The sequence below is a fragment of the Neglectibacter caecimuris genome (assembly GCF_034335015.1).
GTDB classification, from domain to species: Bacteria; Bacillota; Clostridia; order Oscillospirales; family Acutalibacteraceae; genus Acutalibacter; species Acutalibacter caecimuris_A.
Genome location: NZ_JAWXXK010000001.1, coordinates 287929 through 304385, shown reverse-complemented (window position 1 = coordinate 304385; position 16457 = coordinate 287929). Strand labels below are relative to the sequence as shown.

The window sequence follows — 16457 nt, the reverse complement described above, 5'->3', positions numbered from 1 at the left end:
ATGAGGAAACACTCTGTTTTGGCTTATAGCTCTTCTATTTCTGCTATTTCGCTTTGAAGAAATCCGTAATACTCTCCATTGATATAAAGAGTAAGGTTGTCTTCTGGATCTCCTGTGTCCTCTGCTTCAGAAACTAAGGCCACATATCCAATATGGTCTTTTCCATCAGTATCTGTCAGTTTGACTTTCTTGTTTTCGTACTTCCAAATATTAATCATGATACTTCTCCTTTACTGGAACAATGTGGCTTGCGTTGCTTCCGTAATGAATTGCTACACGTTTTGTTTCATGCCATGAGCCGTTTTCATAATATACACCCACCACTTTATCCACTGTTATAAACTCAACATTCCCAACTTTGCCTTTTGATTTTCTAGATGTACCGGTACCGTAATATTTTTTAATAATCGCTTCTGCCTCTGCTTCTGTAATTGTCAGTTTGCTAGGAGGGGACGCACCTTTTTCAAGCTGTGTTCGCAAGTAATTGTTATATTGTGGAGTTCCTTCTACATGCTTTAAGTAATGTTGGTGGGAATGACGTAAAGAATACTCACCATTTTCTACTCTGTTTCGTATGATACGCTGATTTTCTTCCTCTGTCAATGGCGTATCAACTAATAGATCGGTCTGCTTGCCTCCAGAATTCGTCTCACTATTCAAAGCATCTTCAGTCGTGTCCGCAAATAATTCAAACGGCTTTCTTCCCACTTCATCTCTTTGCAGCTGTCCCCCTTCACCGTCTCTAAGCAAGCTCGGAAGCTGAGGGGAATCCTTGACAGAATACCCATTACTCTCCAGCAGGAACCTGGCTTCTGTGGGGCTTAACGCCGAGTTTTCCCGAATGGCCTGTGTGTACATGTGCTCCGCGTTTCTCAGGAAGCTCTTTTCCGGGTTTCCCGTTGCCTTTGACGCCATGCGGGAAATGGCGCTGCCGATTTTTCCCGCCAGGTTCAGGTCGTAGCTTGCCAAGCGCCGGATCGCGCTGATATCCGTAAACAGCCTTTCGCCCGCGAATTCCGCCACCAGCTCCTGAGCCGCTTCCGCTCTGGTCAACTCCACGCCGTGCGCCTGATAGTTCTTCCGTTTCGCGTCCAGCGCGTTTTGCAGGGCGGTATTGTTCCCGTACTGGCTCAGCACCATATTCCGCAAGGTTTGGTAGGAATCCGTTCTCTCCAGAACATGAGTCAGCTCATGACTGAATATGGCCTTGATATTGTTTGCATTGGGGTTCAGGTAGATCACGCCGTCCTTTTCATACCCTTCACATTCTTCCGTCAGCGTTCCATCGAAGAGCACCTTCGCTCCGGTGTCATTTGCCAGCCGGGTCACAAGCGCCGCTTTTTGCGGGTCTACACCGTATAAACGAATGCTTTGATCCAAATTCATGCCGCTGCCGTTGACTTTTTCAGTGGAAATGGGTATACTGGCATTGGAACTCCTGAACTGGACTTGAGCGCCGCCGTTTTCGGCAGAAGAGCCCCTAAAGGGAAGAGCCCCTGAAGTTTTTACTTTAGACTCCCCTCCAGCAGGAGTTCTTTCCTTTATTTTTGCAATATTGTAAACGGTATTGCCGTTTTTCCCCAGCGCAGTAGAAATCGTTAGTTGATAATATTTTCCATCTGCATCTTCGAAATAGGCAGTTCGGTAATTCCAACCATTGGACGCCATTGCTTTATGTTTTCCATCGCCGTCAGGAACTATCTTGTTTCCTCTGGAAGAAATCTGTGCCAGTTCATCTATATGTCCTTCTGCACGCAGCTTTACAGCATATTGATCATCTGTCATTGGTTGATAGAACCCACTTGGTTGGAGAACCAAATTGCGAAATTGTGCCTTGCCGGCAGTATTTTGCGTAATTTGCAGTAAATCATCATTATCAGTAACCAGCATAACATTTTTTCCTTTTCTGATTTGCTGATTGATATAATTGGTGATTTGTCCCGCCCACTTTTGGGGATTATTCCCGGAAATCACTTGCCGGTCTGCTTTAACATACTTTTTCCCATCGGGTAGTGTTTGAATAGAATGCTGTGCCTTACTTTCTCTTAAGGAAATATCTGTATTCCTGTCTCCAAACTCACCTTCCAGAGAATACCCGTTTGCTTCCAGCAGCGAGCGGATTTCACTGCCGCTCCGGCTTTCCGCTTCCAGCGCTACCGGCAGAGAGGTTTTGTACTCCTGCTCAATATCCATATAGCCGAGGCTTCTGGCCAGGTCGCCCTTGGTCATATTGTTCAGATCGTGGTAAATTCTCCCATTCTGCACCGCCCCCTTGTAGTTTCTGTAGTTCTGGATTCCATCTTGGATCTTGCTTCCCGCCAGTCTGCCGCCTGCTGTGATGGTGCCGGTAATGGCTCCCGCCGCGCCGTCCTTCAGCATTTTCCTGCCCTGCTCCTTCATGGCGGCCAGGAAGGCCTCGTCTTCGGAAAAGCCCATGACTTGGTAATGAAACAGCGTTTCCTGCCACTCCGATTTATCCTGGGAGATCATCACATCGGCCAGCCAGTTTACCGCGTCGCCGGTTATTTCCTCGCTGCCTTCTGCCAGGGCGTTTTTCAGGAGATACGTCAGCGCGTTTTTTCCCATACCCACCTTATCCAGCAGCTTTTCGATACTCACCTTTTCCGTTACCAGCTCTGTGGCTCCTGCTATGGTTCTTAAAAATAGAAAACCAGCAGTACACCTTTCAGGTATGCTGCTGGCTTCACTAATTTAACTATCTTATGGAGTTGTATCTGATTTTTGGAGTTGTATCTGATTTTACAGACCGCAAACCGCATCGTAAATACAGCCGGGTGTGGGACACTTGACCTCATACGAATTCCCCACCGAACGATAGGTGAGCTCTTTGCCACAACGAGGGCAGATTACCTTATCTTGGGGATTCCGTTCTTTTTGATGCAAAGCTGTCCATTCTTCTTCTGTATAATTTGTACGTTTAATATCCATAAATGATCCTCCTTGCTGTTTCATCATATTCCATCATTTTGCCTGCCTCCCGTGCCCGATCATATGCATCTATCATCAAAAGGGCACGATCCTCCGCTGTAAGTTCTGGAGCTTTTATCGTCGCCTAATAGCTGGCCCTGAATTCATCCCTCCAATCTCCAATAGGATATTCCGATGGGTAGTTAGGAATATTCTTTTAGTTTATTGTTCTTTAATTAGGCAGAGATAATATCGCTTATGTCCCTAACAAAAATTTCAATTTGTGCGCCCCAAGGCTTTTCAATGGTAATAGATTCCGGATCTGGCTCATTGTCTTGTGCACTTGTCCAATCTATCCATTTCCCAATAAAAGTTTGTCTGTTATTACAGATAATTCTTATGTTTTTATCTAGTAAATAGGAATATTTTTTTATATTTAACATTACTTATCTCCTTCAATTGGTTTTGCCGGTACAATATGTACTCCTTTTTTTGAATAGTGAATCATTCCTGCTGTAGTAGGCATTGCATCACCATCCAGATTTTTGTAAATTCCAATCACGGAAGTATGTACAAAATATTCTTTTTGGCACCATTCCCCTTTGTTCGTCTGGCGTGGCTTTCCTTTCCCAGCATAAAGTTGAATTAGTTCTTTAGGATCTGCTGTTAATTCACCTCGAGTAGGGTCAAAATTGAAAGAACCGCGAACATGTTTTCCCTGCTTGTCTTTATGCACTTCCAGAGGATATTCTAAACGTATTAAATCATGAATTTCCTCAGCAAATTTATTATAAGCTTCTTGCTGATCTTTTTCAAGTGCTGTGAAATTCTGGTTTGCTTGCGTCACTAATTCCATAGGTTCTGAAGGATCAAGAGTTTCCGTATGCTCTTCCTTTTTCATAAACGCTGCAGAATCCTCGCCAGACATATTATTGCCTTTTTCCAAAGGTGTTGAGTAAATTTTATTTCTTTCTTCCATCGAATACCCCTTGCTCTTCATCAAAGCCTGGGTCTCCTGGTGGTTCAGGCCGGAAGCTCTCAGCATGGAGTAGACCTGATCCGCCGAGGGCCGCGCTGCTCGGCTTTCCGGTGAATACGCGGTGTTTTCCAGCAAATATTGAGCTTGCTGGGGTTTCAGACCGGAGGCTTCCAGGATCGCCTCCGGGGACATGGAACGGTATGACTGCTCCACATTCATATTACCCAGAGACCGAGCAAGCTCGCCCTTGGTCATATTGTTCAGATCGTGGTAAATTCTCCCATTCTGCACCGCCCCCTTGTAGTTTCTGTAGTTCTGGATTCCATCTTGGATCTTGCTTCCCGCCAGTCTGCCGCCTGCCGTGATGGTGCCGGTAATGGCTCCCGCCGCGCCGTCCTTCAGCAGTTGCTTGCCCTGCTCCTTCATGGCGGCCAGGAAGGCCTCGTCTTCGGAAAAGCCCAGGGCCCTATAGTACAGCAACGTTTCCTCCCATTCGGATTTATCCTGGGAGATCATCACATCGGCCAGCCAGTTTACCGCGTTGCCGGTTATTTCCTCACTGCCTTCTGCCAGGGCGTTTTTCAGCAGGTACGTCACCGCGTTTTTCCCCATACCCACCTTATCCAGCAGCTTATCGATACTCACCTTTTCCGTTACCAGTTCTGTGGCTCCCGCTATGGTTCCCAGCCAGAAGGCGTCTCCGTCTTCCAGTCCCCGGTCCTTCGCGTCCAGCACCGTTTCCGCCGCGGCTTCCGTGCTCATAATAGCCAGGGAGATTCGGGAGGCGGTTTTCGCCACTGCTCCCGTTGAAAGGCCTGCGGCTCCCGCTCCCGCCGCAAGCCCATGAGACAGGGCCAGCGTGTAAACAAAATCCCCCAGTCCCATACCCAGCTGGTACAGAAAGCTTCCCGCTTCTCCCCACTGCTTTTCGATCTTCTTGCTCACCGCGCTTCGGGCTGCCTGGTTCTCATACACAAAGGCGTTGTACGGCGCGTTCTCGTCGATCTCACCGTCCATCAGATAATCGATCCCCTGGCCCAGGTAGCTGAACCCCTCCAGGGGCTTTGTCAGGATACTGTTAACGGACGCCAACGCGCTGTTCCCCCAGCTTTCCTCCGCGAAGTCCGTGATTTCTTTTTCTTTGCTTTCTCTCTGCCGCCGGTACAGCACGGGGGTGATATCCTCTATGTATTTTTGGGCTTTCTCCTCTCCTTGTTTTTGATAGAGATAATTGAAGATATCGATCTCGTCCGGCTTCATTTCCTTCAGGTGGTCTTTGCTGGTATCCCATTTGTCAAAAATCCCCCGCGCTACAGGAACGTTGTTGATTCTACGATAAGTATCTCCCGTATCGCTTACTATGGAAAAGGCTCCCTGTTCTGCCGGCGCGTAGCTTGCGTACTCCTGAAAATCATCGTTGTATTTCAGGCCGACGTACTGCCGGCGGAAATTCAGCTCGTTGGTTTCATTCTTCTGCGTCTGCTGGCGCTGCTTTTTTTCCGCCTCCAGCCCATCGATCCTTTCCTGGTAGCTGTTCAATTCGGCTTCGATCTCCGGGTAGGACTTCGGGTACTCGCCATGCTCGTCATAATACTCCCGATAATACATCAGCTTCTCATCGTGGATTTTTTGGACATTCTCTATTTCACTGTCGATCTCGAGAAACCTTCCGTCGATCCAGTCGATGGAGCTTTGAAAGTCTTCGTTCTGATCGTTATCATGGCCCTGCAGCGCGGCTTTGGCTTCTTCGGATAAAAGGTCCCAGTTGTTTTCCTGATAGTCGTCCATCATGTAATGGGTGACGCGCCGGTCCTTGTCCCATTCGTCCCAGATTTCCTGATAGGCTTCCCACTGGTTCTGACCCTGCTGGCCCAGGGCGTTATAGGAATCCACCGTATCCTGATATGATTTTTCGTACACCTTCAGCTTTTGTTCCTTTTGGCGAACGCTGTCCACCAGCGCGTCATGCTCCTGGGCCAGCTGGGAGCTGGGGTTCCTTTCAAATTCCGCTTTCATTTCTTCCAGCTTTCTGTAGTCCTCCTCCAGCCCCAATTCCGCGTAAAAGTTCAAAAGGCTTTGCTCTGTGGATTCCACCATGTCCCACTTCGCGTCTTTGTACTTTTTGGTGTAGGTAAGGTCCTTCTCCGCCTGCTCTTTTTTCTGGGTCAGGCTGCTGCCTCTGGCCGCCGCCTTGTTCAGCTCCTCCGTGGTGGGCCCCGACCCCTCGTGATGGTACATTTCCCCGGCGAACTGGATCGCGTCTACATTTTTCTTTCCTTCCTCCTTTGCCAGCATTTTGTCCTTCCACCTCGGATCCGCCGTATTCTCTCTATGCTTCCCGTCCGTGCTGATCCGCGCCATTTGATCCCTCCCTTTCTGTTTCTATTTCTGTTTTTTCTTCCTCCCAGCTCCAGGGGCGGTATTTTACCGCCTGGTAGTACAGGTATTTCACCATGCGTTCAGAGTAGCGGCTTCCCATTTTTGCCGCCACGGTGGACCACTTCATGCCCTGAAAGGCCCGGTAGGTCACTACCCTGCGCAGGGAGCTGTTGGGAAGGCTTGCCACGAACGCTTCGATCTCCGCTTTCTTTCTTTGCAGCTCCTCCCGCCGCCGGGAAAGCTCCGGGGGCACGCCCCGCACGCAGGAGGCGTGCTGGGTATAGGGGTATTCCGTTCTGCTTTCCGAAACGGTTGCCGCAATGCCCCAGCGCATCTGCTCCTCCACTTCTTTGATCTCCGCGCAGAGATCGGGATACTGTTCCAGCAGCTCTTTTGTCATGTGCTTTCCTCCTTTTTCGGCCCTGTTCCAGCTTACAGGCCCATACTTCTTCGCCGGGCTTTTTTCAGCAGCAGCTTTCTGGTAATGTGCAGCTGGCTCAGCTCGTCCTCCAGCAGATACAGTCTGGACGCAGCGTTTATTTCTTCCTCGCTCTCCGACCGAAGCACGGCGATCCGCGCCTCGATGGAGGCAATCTCCCGTTCGAGTTCCCTTGCCATGCTTTGATAATCAAAGCTCTCCCAAATTTCATGCTTCATTTTTGCACTGTCCTTTCCGTTACAATAAATTTTGGTTCAGACCGACATACTCCTCCCACTCTCCCGGCAGAGAACGTGTAAAATCCCGCTCCGCGTCCCTTGCCAGCTCCGGGTGGTCCTTTTTCCAAAGGCGGTAGGTATATCCCATTCCCGCCAGCCGGTAGTCCTCGCCGATGAGATCGCCCTGAAGCATCCAGGGCAGAAACTCCGCAAGCCTGCTTTGCAAAAACCCCGGCAAATGCCGCTCCACTGTTTTTTCCTCCCGGCAGAAAACTGAAAAACAGTCCTCGCACAGCGCCTGATACCCGAAGCTTTTCAGCTCCGAAGCCCTTTCTCCGCATACCGGACAGATCACCTGATTCCCACCCTTCCGATGCTTCGTTTTCCGAGTTTCTTCCAAATACGAAGCAAACATCTTAGTAACTAAGATGTTTTTAGTATATGCTTATATTCTAAGAATGTCAAGAGGGATTTTCCGTTTTTTCTTATATGTTAAGAGAAACTTATCCATTTTGTGGCAAAAGCGCAAAAAAGGCGCGTTGCAGAAAGAAAACTGCAACGCACCTTTTTAGATACTGGATACTGGACGAAGGGTGGGGATACAATGAGCAATTAGGAATGGGGAATTAGCAATTAAGAAGGGCAAGGCCATGGTTTGTAAGTGGTTAGTCGTGAGTAGTTAGTTGTTAGAAAGGGCAATAGAATCTTCCATTGTTATTCTGAACAAAAAGGGGGGGACTATCTGCTAAATTGAAATTTAGCGATTACCCACTTGCCTCTCTTCTGTCATTCTGAACGAAGTGAAGGATCTCGTTCTTTGACTCTTTGCTCAGCAATGACAAAAGAGGGACTTACCCTTCTCTAACAACTAATACACTAAGCTATAATTTAGCAGCTATCCTGCGGTCAGGTTCAAAATGGTCCTTCTGCAATTAGCAGCTTCACGAGTGGCTGCGGCGCCTCGCCGCCGGCTGTGAGACAGCGTTTTTAACGGGTGGCGTGCCGGGAATGGGAAGAATTGCCCGTCTTTTTCCGCCGGTTCTTTTTGCCCCGGTTTCGGAAGGGATAAAGTGGGCTTTGAGAATTGGCGATCACATGGTCTACCAGGTGGAGCAGCGCCAGCATCAGCACGATAGAAAGGGAGAGCAGGGGGACCAGCGCGATGAGCATGGGCAGGGTGGGGGTGGTCAGGGAGAAAAAGTCCCGGAAGAACAACAGCGCCGCCAGAAAAGCGGAAAGCAGGCCTCCGAAGAGGACGCTGCGCAGGCCGTTAAAGGGCGTGCAGACCTTAAAGAGCATGATAAACCCGGAAAGGGAGGTGACGATCACCGCCAAAGTAGACATTTCCGGGCCGGTGAGCCCCAGCGGGCCGCTTAAGGCGCAAAGAGCCAGAATATTGGCCGTCATGGTCAGGGCTGCGGGCACGCACATTTTGAACACATTGAAAATGAATTTTCCCCGCAGCCTGTCCTTGTTGGGCTCCAGCGCCAGGAGAAAGGAGGGAACGCCAATGGTCAGGGAGCTGATGAGGGTCTGCTGGATCGGCTCGAAGGGGTAAGAATAATTCAAGAAGATAAACAGCACGCCGATGAGCGCGGAAAAAATGGTTTTCACCAGGAACAGAGAGCTGGAGCGCTGCAAATTGTTGATGGAGCGGCGGCCCTCCTGCACCACCAGAGGCATGGAGGCAAAGTTGGAATCCAGAAGCACCAGATTCGATACGGTGCGGGCGGCGTCGCTGCCGGAGGCCATGGCAATGGAGCAATCGGCTTCCTTTAAGGCCAGTACGTCGTTTACGCCGTCTCCCGTCATGGCCACGGTGTGGCCATCCGCCTTCAGGGCCTTCACAAAGGCCAGCTTCTGCTGGGGGGTCACCCGCCCGAATACACAGTAGCGGTTTACCGCGTCCCGAATATCCTCCTCTGTTTCCAGGGTGGTGGCGTCCACAAAACGGTCCGCGTTTTCCAGCCCCGCCTTCCGGGCAATATTCGCCACCGTAACGGCGTTATCGCCGGAAATCACCTTAAGGTCAACGCCCTGGTCGGCAAAATAGCGGAGGGTGCGGGCGGCCTCCCGGCGAATTTTATCACTGATGAGCACCAGGCCCATGGGTTCTATGATCTCCGGCAGCTCCTTGCCGGAAAAGCCCTCCTGGGAATGGGCGAGCAGCAGGACCCGCTGGCCTTTTTGCGAGTATTCCTCTACCTGCTCCTGAATGGCGCTGAAATCCTCGCCCAGAATAAATTCACCCGCGCCCATGACATAGGTTCCCTTGCCGGGGAAAAAGGCGCCGCTCCATTTTCTGGCGGAGGAGAAGGGCACAAGCTCCGTGGCATGCCAGGGGCTTTGCTGAGAAAATCTATCCTTTAAGGCAAGAAAGGTGGGGTTTTCATCGGAAAGGTTACATACCAGGGCGGTCAGGGCGGCGGCCATATCCTCTTCGGAGATTCCCTCAAAGGGAAGCAGGGAATCCACCTGCATGGTGCCCTCGGTAATGGTGCCGGTTTTATCCAGGCACAGGGTGTCTACCCGGGCCAGGGTCTCAATACAGTACATATCCTGCACCAGAGTCTTCCGGGAGGAAAGCTTCAGCACGCTTACGGCAAAGGCCAGGCTGATGAGAAGCACCAGCCCCTCCGGGATCATACCCACCACGGCGGCGGTGGTGCTCACCACCGCGTTTTGCACGGTATCGCCCAGCACAAAATACTGCTTCCAGAACAGCAGAGCGCCAATGGGAACAATGGCAAAGCCGATCATTTTTACAATGATATCAATGGAATCCATGATTTCGGAATTCCGCTTTTTGATGTATTTCGCGTCTCCGGCAATGCGGCTGGCGTAGTTATCCGCGCCCACATGCTCCACCTGGGCGGAACAGCCGCCGCTGACGATGAAGCTGCCGGAAAGCAGGGAATCTCCTGGCTGCTTGAGAACGGGGTCGGATTCTCCGGTGATCAGAGATTCGTTGACCTCGCATTCTCCGCCGGTCACAACGGCGTCGGAGCAGATCTGATTTCCGGCGGAAAGCAGCATGATATCGTCCAGCACCAGCTCCTCCACCTGAATGTTTTTCTGCCTGCCGTCCCGCACAACTCTCGCCTTGGGAGAGGAGATGAGAGAAAGTTTGTCAATGGTGTGCTTGGCGCGGATCCCCTGAAAGGAACCGATGACGATATTGGAGAGGATCACCCCCAGAAACAGGGCGTTCCGGGGCGAGCCCACCAGGATCACGGCGGCGGCCAGGGCAAAGTTCAAAAGGTTAAAAAAGGTAAATACATTTTCCCGAATGATCTGCCCTTCGGTTTTGGTTTTCATGCCGGAATCCCCATTGTGCAGGCCTTCCCGGATCCGCTTTTCCACCTGCTGGGCGGAAAGGCCCTCCTCCGGGTCCGGGTGGAACCGCTCGGCGGTGCGGGTACGGTCTGTGTGCTGCCTGGGGCCGGGCTGATCCCGTTTTCCTGTTTTTCTTTTCGGCAAAACAGTTCCCTCCTCGAAAAGCAGAATTTTTTTGGGAAAGTGATCGTATGATTTCACGGACTGTCGATAAACCCTCTAACCGTAAGAAACGGAAGGGGGAAGAGTGTGAAAAAGCTGCCTTGTAGCTTCTAGGGACCATCAGGGGCGCTGGTCTCCGGTGGAGACCGCCAAGCGCCGTTCTCGTTTGTCAACTCGGTCGGTGCTGGACGTGCCCCACTGGGGCACAGCACCCAAGCCGACAGGCGAGAACCCTCTCTCGCATTTCAATCAGAACCTGTTGGGAAAATCTACGATTTTTCCAACAGGTTTGAGCGGGGCGAAAAGATTTTTCGACACGCTCATTTCAGTGATCCCTTTTAGTATATACCAACCGGGATTGTTTTCCAAGGGGTTTTCCTTTCAGTTTGCTTACACTTTTGAAAAATACCGCTTTTTGCAGGGCGGAAGATAGTTTTCTTGACAGACGCGTCCGGTAGGATTATACTATAAGCTGTTAATAAAGGATTTTCCAGCTTTTGACAATGGAAAGGATGGTCGGACTATGGCAGCGAAAAAGGCAGAAGAATTTATGATCGTCAATCGCAGAAGTAAAAAAGCTTTGCAGGCCACGGGCCTGGATAACGGCCTGGTGGTGGAGCAAGCGGCTCCCACCGGAAGCGATGCGCAGCTTTGGAGCGCGGTGGAGGCAAATGGCACAGTGAAGTTTGTGAACAAAGCAAGCGGCAAGGTACTGGACGTTATGGCGGAAGGCACAGAAAACGGAACCTGGGCGCAGACCTGGGAAGATGTGGGCGGCGAAAGCCAGGTGTGGCAGATCATTTCCGTGACTCCCACCTATAAAAAGCTTCTGAACGTCCGTTCCGGCAAGGTGCTGGATATTGTGGATATGAGCGATGAGAATGGCGCCCCCGCGCAGCTTTGGGAGGACGTAAACGGCGACGGCCAGCAGTGGAAGCTTGCGGCCCCGGAAAAGACCGCCCCCAAAGCCGTGAAAAAAGCCGCTCCGAAGACAGCGGCAAAGAAGCCCGCTGAGAAAAAGGCTCTCGCCGCCGCAGCCCCCGCAAAGGCCGCGCCGAAGAAAGCGGAGAGCAAGGTAGAAAAAAAAGCGGAGCCGAAGGCAGAAAAGAAAGCCGCCCCCGCTGTAAAGACCGTATCAAAGGCGAAAGCGGCCCCCAAAAAGCCCGCCGCAAAGGAAACGGGAAAGAAATAAACCGGCAATAAAACCAGCAGCCCGGCGCATTACTGCGCCGGGCTGTAAATTTGTCGGGCAAAAGCCGCTGAGAAAGGGGCAATGAGCAATTAGCAATGAAGGGCGAGGGCGGGACGTTATAGTTTAGCGCACACTTTTCTATTTGTCATTCTGAGGCACGAAGTGACGAAGAATTTCGTCTTTCATTCCGGAAAAAGGGCAAAGGGCGAGATTCTTCACTTCGTTCAGAATGACAGGCAGAGAGTAAGCGGCTCGCCGCCAATTCCAATTTATCCGCTCACTGATGGTCGGGTCAGAAACTGTTCTTCCGCACTTAGTAGCTTCACGAGTGCCTGCGGCGGCTCGCCGCTCATTCCTAACTTCTCATTGCCCTTACGCCCTTTTTCTGAAGCGCCAGCCATTCCAGCAGCGAGACATCTTTTCCGTCTACTGTTACCGGCTTCCCGTCATAGTCCAGGCGGCAGTCGTTGTTTAGCAGGGGGATCCAGGCGAAATGGCCCATGTATTCAAAGGGGTTTCCTTCCTGATCCCGGAAGCCCTCGTGGATATCCTTAATGGAATCCCAAAAAGTGAAGTGGACGTTTTTTGCCCCGGCGGCAAGAAGGCGCCGGTAGGTGGGCACCACCGTTTCCTCCGGCTTTACCACCGGGTCGTTTTTGGCGTGGGTAAACCAGATAGGCAGATCTCGAATCCCCAAAAGCTGTTCCTCCGTGATGGTTTCATCATACAACGCCTCGCAGACAGGGAAGGCCGCCGCAAAGAAATCGGGATAATCCAGGATCATCCGCATGGTCATAAAGCCGCCGTTGGAATCGCCGCCCACGTAGATCCGGCCTCGGTCGATACCGGGGTTCCTTTCCAGAAATTCATCGATCAGCGCCTTCAGCGCCTTCCCGTAAATGCTTTTCCCCGTGCGCCCGTATTCCCCGGTGCCGTCGTTCATCCAGAAGGTTCCGGTTTGGGGAACAAGAAGGTAAGCGCCGCCGAAAAGCTGCTGGATCGCGGGGGAAGCAAGGTTTGTCACCTTGTTCGCCGCATAGGCCACCGTGGGATCGGCGCCGCCTTCTCCCGCGCCGTGCAGCCAGATCAGCAGTGGGCGAGGGCCGGAGGATTTTTCCTGGGGAACGAAATAGCCGTACCGTAGGGGCTCCTGATAGGTAGAAACGCCGTGGCGGAAGCCCTCGGCCTCCGGCATGCGGTTCCCCAGGGAAAAATCATAGCACAGACCGGTAAGAACGCTATGCTTTCCCTGAATGGGCCTGGTTTGGGTAACGCAGTAGCGGGGCTTGATAAAAACATTCATGCCCTCCGGCGCGGAAACCATGGAGGAGAGTGGGGAAAGCGGGCCGTATTCCAGCTCCAGAGCAAGAAAATTCCCGGCTTCCACAGGCTGCCCGGCCTCATCGGCAGGATAAGCGGCAAGAACCGAAACATAGCCGCGGCTGGGCTCCCGATCGTCCAAAGCCATCCAGGTTTTGGGAAGCAGAAGGACTTCCCCCCTTTCGTCCAAACGCTCCACGTAAACGGAAAAGCTTTCCGGAGAAACGGCTTCCGCCGGAACAGGCTCTGGAACAGGCAGGATCAGCTTTGTAACGTAGGGGCCGAAATCTGTGACCCGGGTAAGTGTGTAATAGCCTTGCGACATAACCATGACCTTCCTTTCACTGCGGAGGGACAGAACGAACTGTCCCGCGTATTTTTAAGAAAATCATACTGTCAGAAGGCCGGGTTGTCAAGAGAGCCGGACAGTGACAGTGCTGTGTACGCAAAAAAGCGCCCTCGTATCATGAGAGCGCTTTTTCGTCCGGAAGGATGGATAAATTGGATTTTATCATGCAGATTGTCCGCCGTCTGGCTGGCTGTTGGGAAAGCGCTTTTCTAAACAACTGATGCCTGACAGCCAGCGGCCCGAAAGCCGCACTCATAAAACGGCTTTGCCCATTTTTCAGATTTTCGGCAGGGAAGCAAGGCTTTGAGCCAGCTCTTCATCGGTGGGAATGGTGTCTGTCATTTTGCCGTCGTTAAATTTCTCGTAGGCGGTCATATCGAAGTAGCCGGTGCCGGTGAGGCCGAAGACAATGGTTTTTTCTTCTCCGGTTTCCTTGCATTTCAGAGCCTCATCGATGGCGGCGCGGATGGCGTGGCTGGACTCGGGGGCGGGCAGGGTGCCCTCCACTCTGACAAAGAGTTTTGCCGCTTCAAACACGGAGGTCTGCTCTACGGAGGTGGCCTCCATCAGGCCATCGTCATAGAGCTGGGACAGCACAGAGCTCATGCCGTGATACCGCAGGCCGCCGGCGTGGTTGGCGGAGGGAATGAAATTCGAGCCCAGGGTATACATCTTCGCCAGGGGGCAAACCATGCCGGTATCGCAGAAATCATAGGCGTATTTTCCTCTGGTGAAGGAGGGACAGGAAGCGGGTTCCACGGCAATAAAACGGTAGTCTGCCTTACCTTGGATCTTTTCTCCCATGAAGGGGGAAATCAAGCCTCCCAAGTTAGAGCCGCCGCCCGCGCAGCCGATAATGACATCGGGTTTAATGCCGTATTTATCCAGTGCGGCCTTGGTTTCCAGACCGATCACGGATTGATGAAGCAGCACCTGGTTCAGCACGGAGCCCAGCACATAGCGATAACCGGGGGTGGAGGTGGCCACCTCTACCGCCTCGGAAATGGCGCAGCCCAGGCTTCCGGTGGTGCCGGGGTGAGCCTCCAGAATTTTTCTGCCTACCTGGGTGGCTTCGGAAGGAGAAGGAGTAACAGAGGCGCCGTAGGTGCGCATTACCTCCCGGCGGAAGGGCTTTTGCTCATAGGAAACCTTTACCATGAATACCTTGCAGTCCAGGTCAAAATAGGAGCAGGCCATGGAAAGGGCGGTACCCCACTGCCCGGCCCCGGTTTCGGTGGTCACGCCTGTGAGGCCCTGCTTTTTGGCGTAATAGGCCTGGGCGATGGCGGAATTCAGCTTGTGAGAGCCGGAGGTGTTGTTGCCCTCAAATTTGTAATAGATCTTTGCCGGAGTTCCCAGGGCCTTTTCCAGAAAATAGGCTCGCACCAGGGGAGAGGGGCGGTACATTTTGTAAAACTGCCGGATCTCCTCCGGAATTTCAAAGAACCGGGTGTCGTTATCCAGCTCCTGGCGTACCAGGTCGTCACAGAAAACGGGGGTCAGCTCCTCGAAGGTCATGGGCTGATGGGTGCCGGGGTTCAGAAGAGGGGCGGGCTTGTTCTTCATATCCGCCCGCAGGTTGTACCATGCCTTGGGCATCTCGCTTTCGTCCAGATAGATTTTGTAGGGGACCTTTTGCTCTGCCATGTTGATTCTTTCCTTTCAAAAAATTTTCAGAATATCGAAAGCACTTCTCCCGGGTATTTTCAGGACAAGATACAAAAAAGCATTTGTCCTAAACTCTTAGGACAAATGCTGAAAAACATCTGCGGTGCCACCTAAATTCGCCGAAAACAGAATTGCGAAAAGCAATTTGTTTTTTGCGCGCCTCCATTCACGTACAGTAATACGCTAGCTGCTGTAACGGTCAGCCTCCGTCCTTCCTAACGCGGGGAAAAGCTCCCAGCCTCAGTCGGCCCTCACAGGTCCATTCCCATTTCGCCGTATCGCCGTGATCTCACCGAAGACAGCGCCTGCCGCCTTTTCACAACTCTCTTTGGGTACGAACTTGAAATGGTACTACTCCTGCTCACAGGTGTTCTCTCATTCTGATTTGCAGTTACTATAGCACGGAGACTTTTATTTGTCAAGTGGAAAATGAAATTTTACTAGTTGAAACCTGCAAAATTTGTGGAAATGTACAGGATTTTACTTATCTTCCGGTGTTTTGGAGGAATGGTTTTGCAGGTGCTTCTCTACCCGGTACCGAGGCCGGGCCTTGACCTCGCTGTAGATTTTTCCGATATAGCCGCCCACTACCCCCAGGCAGAGCATTTGCAGGCCGCCCAGCAGCCAGATGGAGCAGACGATGGCCGTCCAGCCGGAAACCGCCCAGCCGGCAAAATAGGAGATCAGGGCGTACAGCAGCCCGAACACGCTGAGAATGGAAATGAGAATGCCCAGATTGGAAATGAGCTTCAGAGGCTTTACGCTGAAGCTGGTGATGCCGTCTAAAGCCAGCGCGATCATTTTCTTCAGCGGATATTTGGATTCCCCGGCAAAGCGCTCGTGGCGGTCGTAATACACATAATCGCTGCGGTAGCCGATCAGCGGCACCATGCCCCGGAGAAACAGGTTCACTTCCCTGTATTCCGAAAGGCCCTCCAGGGCCCGTTTACTCATCAGACGGTAATCCGCGTGGTTAAACACCACGTCTACCCCCAGCCCCTTCATCACCTTGTAGAAGCCCTCGGCAGTGGTGCGCTTGAACCAGGTATCGGTTTCCCGCTTGTTTCGCACGCCGTACACCACGTCGCAGCCGTCCAGATACTTCTTTACAAATTCGTCCAGCACCTCGATATCGTCCTGCAGGTCGGCGTCCAGGCTGATGGCGCAGTCACAGGACTCCATGGCGGTCATCAGGCCGCAGAGCAGAGCGTTTTGGTGCCCCCGGTTATGGGCAAGCTTTACGCCCTCTACCACGGGGTTTTCCTTGTGAAACCGGGAAATCAGCTCCCAGGTTTTATCCTTGCTGCCATCGTCCACCAGCAGCATGCGGCTGTTTTCTCCGGCAAGCCCGGCGCTTTGCATGGCATAGAGCTTGTCCGTCAGCCGCCGCACGGTTTCCGGCAGCACCTCCTCTTCGTTGTAGCAGGGGATCACAAAATACACAGTTGGGAGCATATGCTGATCTTCCTTTCTTTCCATACAAATGG

At 52.0% G+C, this 16457-nt stretch carries 13 protein-coding genes; 1 reads left to right on the top strand and 12 read right to left on the bottom strand.

Features of this window, described 5'->3' with window-relative positions:
• Positions 1-23 precede the first annotated feature (23 nt).
• From U8T64_RS01375 to U8T64_RS01335, 9 genes are all read right to left on the bottom strand, one after another.
• Entirely contained in the window at positions 24-218 is a 195-nt protein-coding gene (locus U8T64_RS01375; RefSeq protein WP_322180206.1) for a hypothetical protein, read from the bottom strand.
• The gene (locus U8T64_RS01370) at positions 211-2379 is read right to left on the bottom strand and encodes a polymorphic toxin type 50 domain-containing protein (protein WP_322180204.1); all 2169 of its coding nucleotides are present in this window, start codon (positions 2377-2379) and stop codon (positions 211-213) included. The genes U8T64_RS01375 and U8T64_RS01370 overlap by 8 nt, the downstream gene beginning before the upstream one ends.
• Before the next feature lie 381 nt (positions 2380-2760).
• Positions 2761-2949, bottom strand: a complete 189-nt coding sequence (locus tag U8T64_RS01365) for a hypothetical protein (RefSeq protein WP_322180202.1) — start codon at positions 2947-2949, stop codon at positions 2761-2763.
• 215 nt (positions 2950-3164) lie between these two features.
• On the bottom strand, positions 3165-3371 hold the full coding sequence (locus U8T64_RS01360) for a hypothetical protein (protein ID WP_322180200.1): 207 nt from the start codon (positions 3369-3371) through the stop codon (positions 3165-3167).
• The gene (locus U8T64_RS01355; protein WP_322180198.1) at positions 3371-6268 is read right to left on the bottom strand and encodes a polymorphic toxin type 50 domain-containing protein; all 2898 of its coding nucleotides are present in this window, start codon (positions 6266-6268) and stop codon (positions 3371-3373) included. Before U8T64_RS01355 ends, U8T64_RS01360 begins: the two co-directional genes overlap by 1 nt.
• Positions 6237-6686, bottom strand: coding sequence for a hypothetical protein (locus U8T64_RS01350; protein ID WP_322180196.1), 450 nt, complete (start codon positions 6684-6686; stop codon positions 6237-6239). Before U8T64_RS01350 ends, U8T64_RS01355 begins: the two co-directional genes overlap by 32 nt.
• 32 nt (positions 6687-6718) lie before the next feature.
• On the bottom strand, positions 6719-6943 hold the full coding sequence (locus tag U8T64_RS01345) for a hypothetical protein (RefSeq protein ID WP_322180193.1): 225 nt from the start codon (positions 6941-6943) through the stop codon (positions 6719-6721).
• A gap of 19 nt (positions 6944-6962) precedes the next feature.
• Entirely contained in the window at positions 6963-7298 is a 336-nt protein-coding gene (locus tag U8T64_RS01340) for a hypothetical protein (protein ID WP_322180191.1), read from the bottom strand.
• 632 nt (positions 7299-7930) lie between these two features.
• Positions 7931-10423, bottom strand: coding sequence for a cation-translocating P-type ATPase (locus tag U8T64_RS01335; RefSeq protein ID WP_322180188.1), 2493 nt, complete (start codon positions 10421-10423; stop codon positions 7931-7933).
• Positions 10424-10964: 541 nt separating this feature from the next.
• On the opposite strand from U8T64_RS01335, the gene U8T64_RS01330 reads away from it, so the two are divergent.
• Positions 10965-11633: an RICIN domain-containing protein gene (locus U8T64_RS01330; RefSeq protein ID WP_322180186.1), complete on the top strand. Its 669-nt coding sequence runs from the start codon at positions 10965-10967 to the stop codon at positions 11631-11633.
• A gap of 355 nt (positions 11634-11988) precedes the next feature.
• Here U8T64_RS01330 and U8T64_RS01325 read toward each other — a convergent pair whose 3' ends face one another.
• The 3 genes from U8T64_RS01325 to U8T64_RS01315 form a co-directional block, all read right to left on the bottom strand.
• A complete protein-coding gene (locus U8T64_RS01325; RefSeq protein ID WP_322180185.1) occupies positions 11989-13284 on the bottom strand; it encodes a prolyl oligopeptidase family serine peptidase in 1296 nt (431 codons plus the stop codon).
• 294 nt (positions 13285-13578) lie between these two features.
• A complete protein-coding gene (locus U8T64_RS01320; RefSeq protein WP_322180183.1) occupies positions 13579-14949 on the bottom strand; it encodes a TrpB-like pyridoxal phosphate-dependent enzyme in 1371 nt (456 codons plus the stop codon).
• A 501-nt stretch (positions 14950-15450) separates the two neighbouring features.
• Positions 15451-16425 carry a glycosyltransferase family 2 protein gene (locus tag U8T64_RS01315; RefSeq protein ID WP_322180181.1) on the bottom strand — a complete coding sequence of 325 codons (975 nt, stop codon included), beginning with the start codon at positions 16423-16425 and terminating at the stop codon, positions 15451-15453.
• Positions 16426-16457 lie beyond the last annotated feature (32 nt).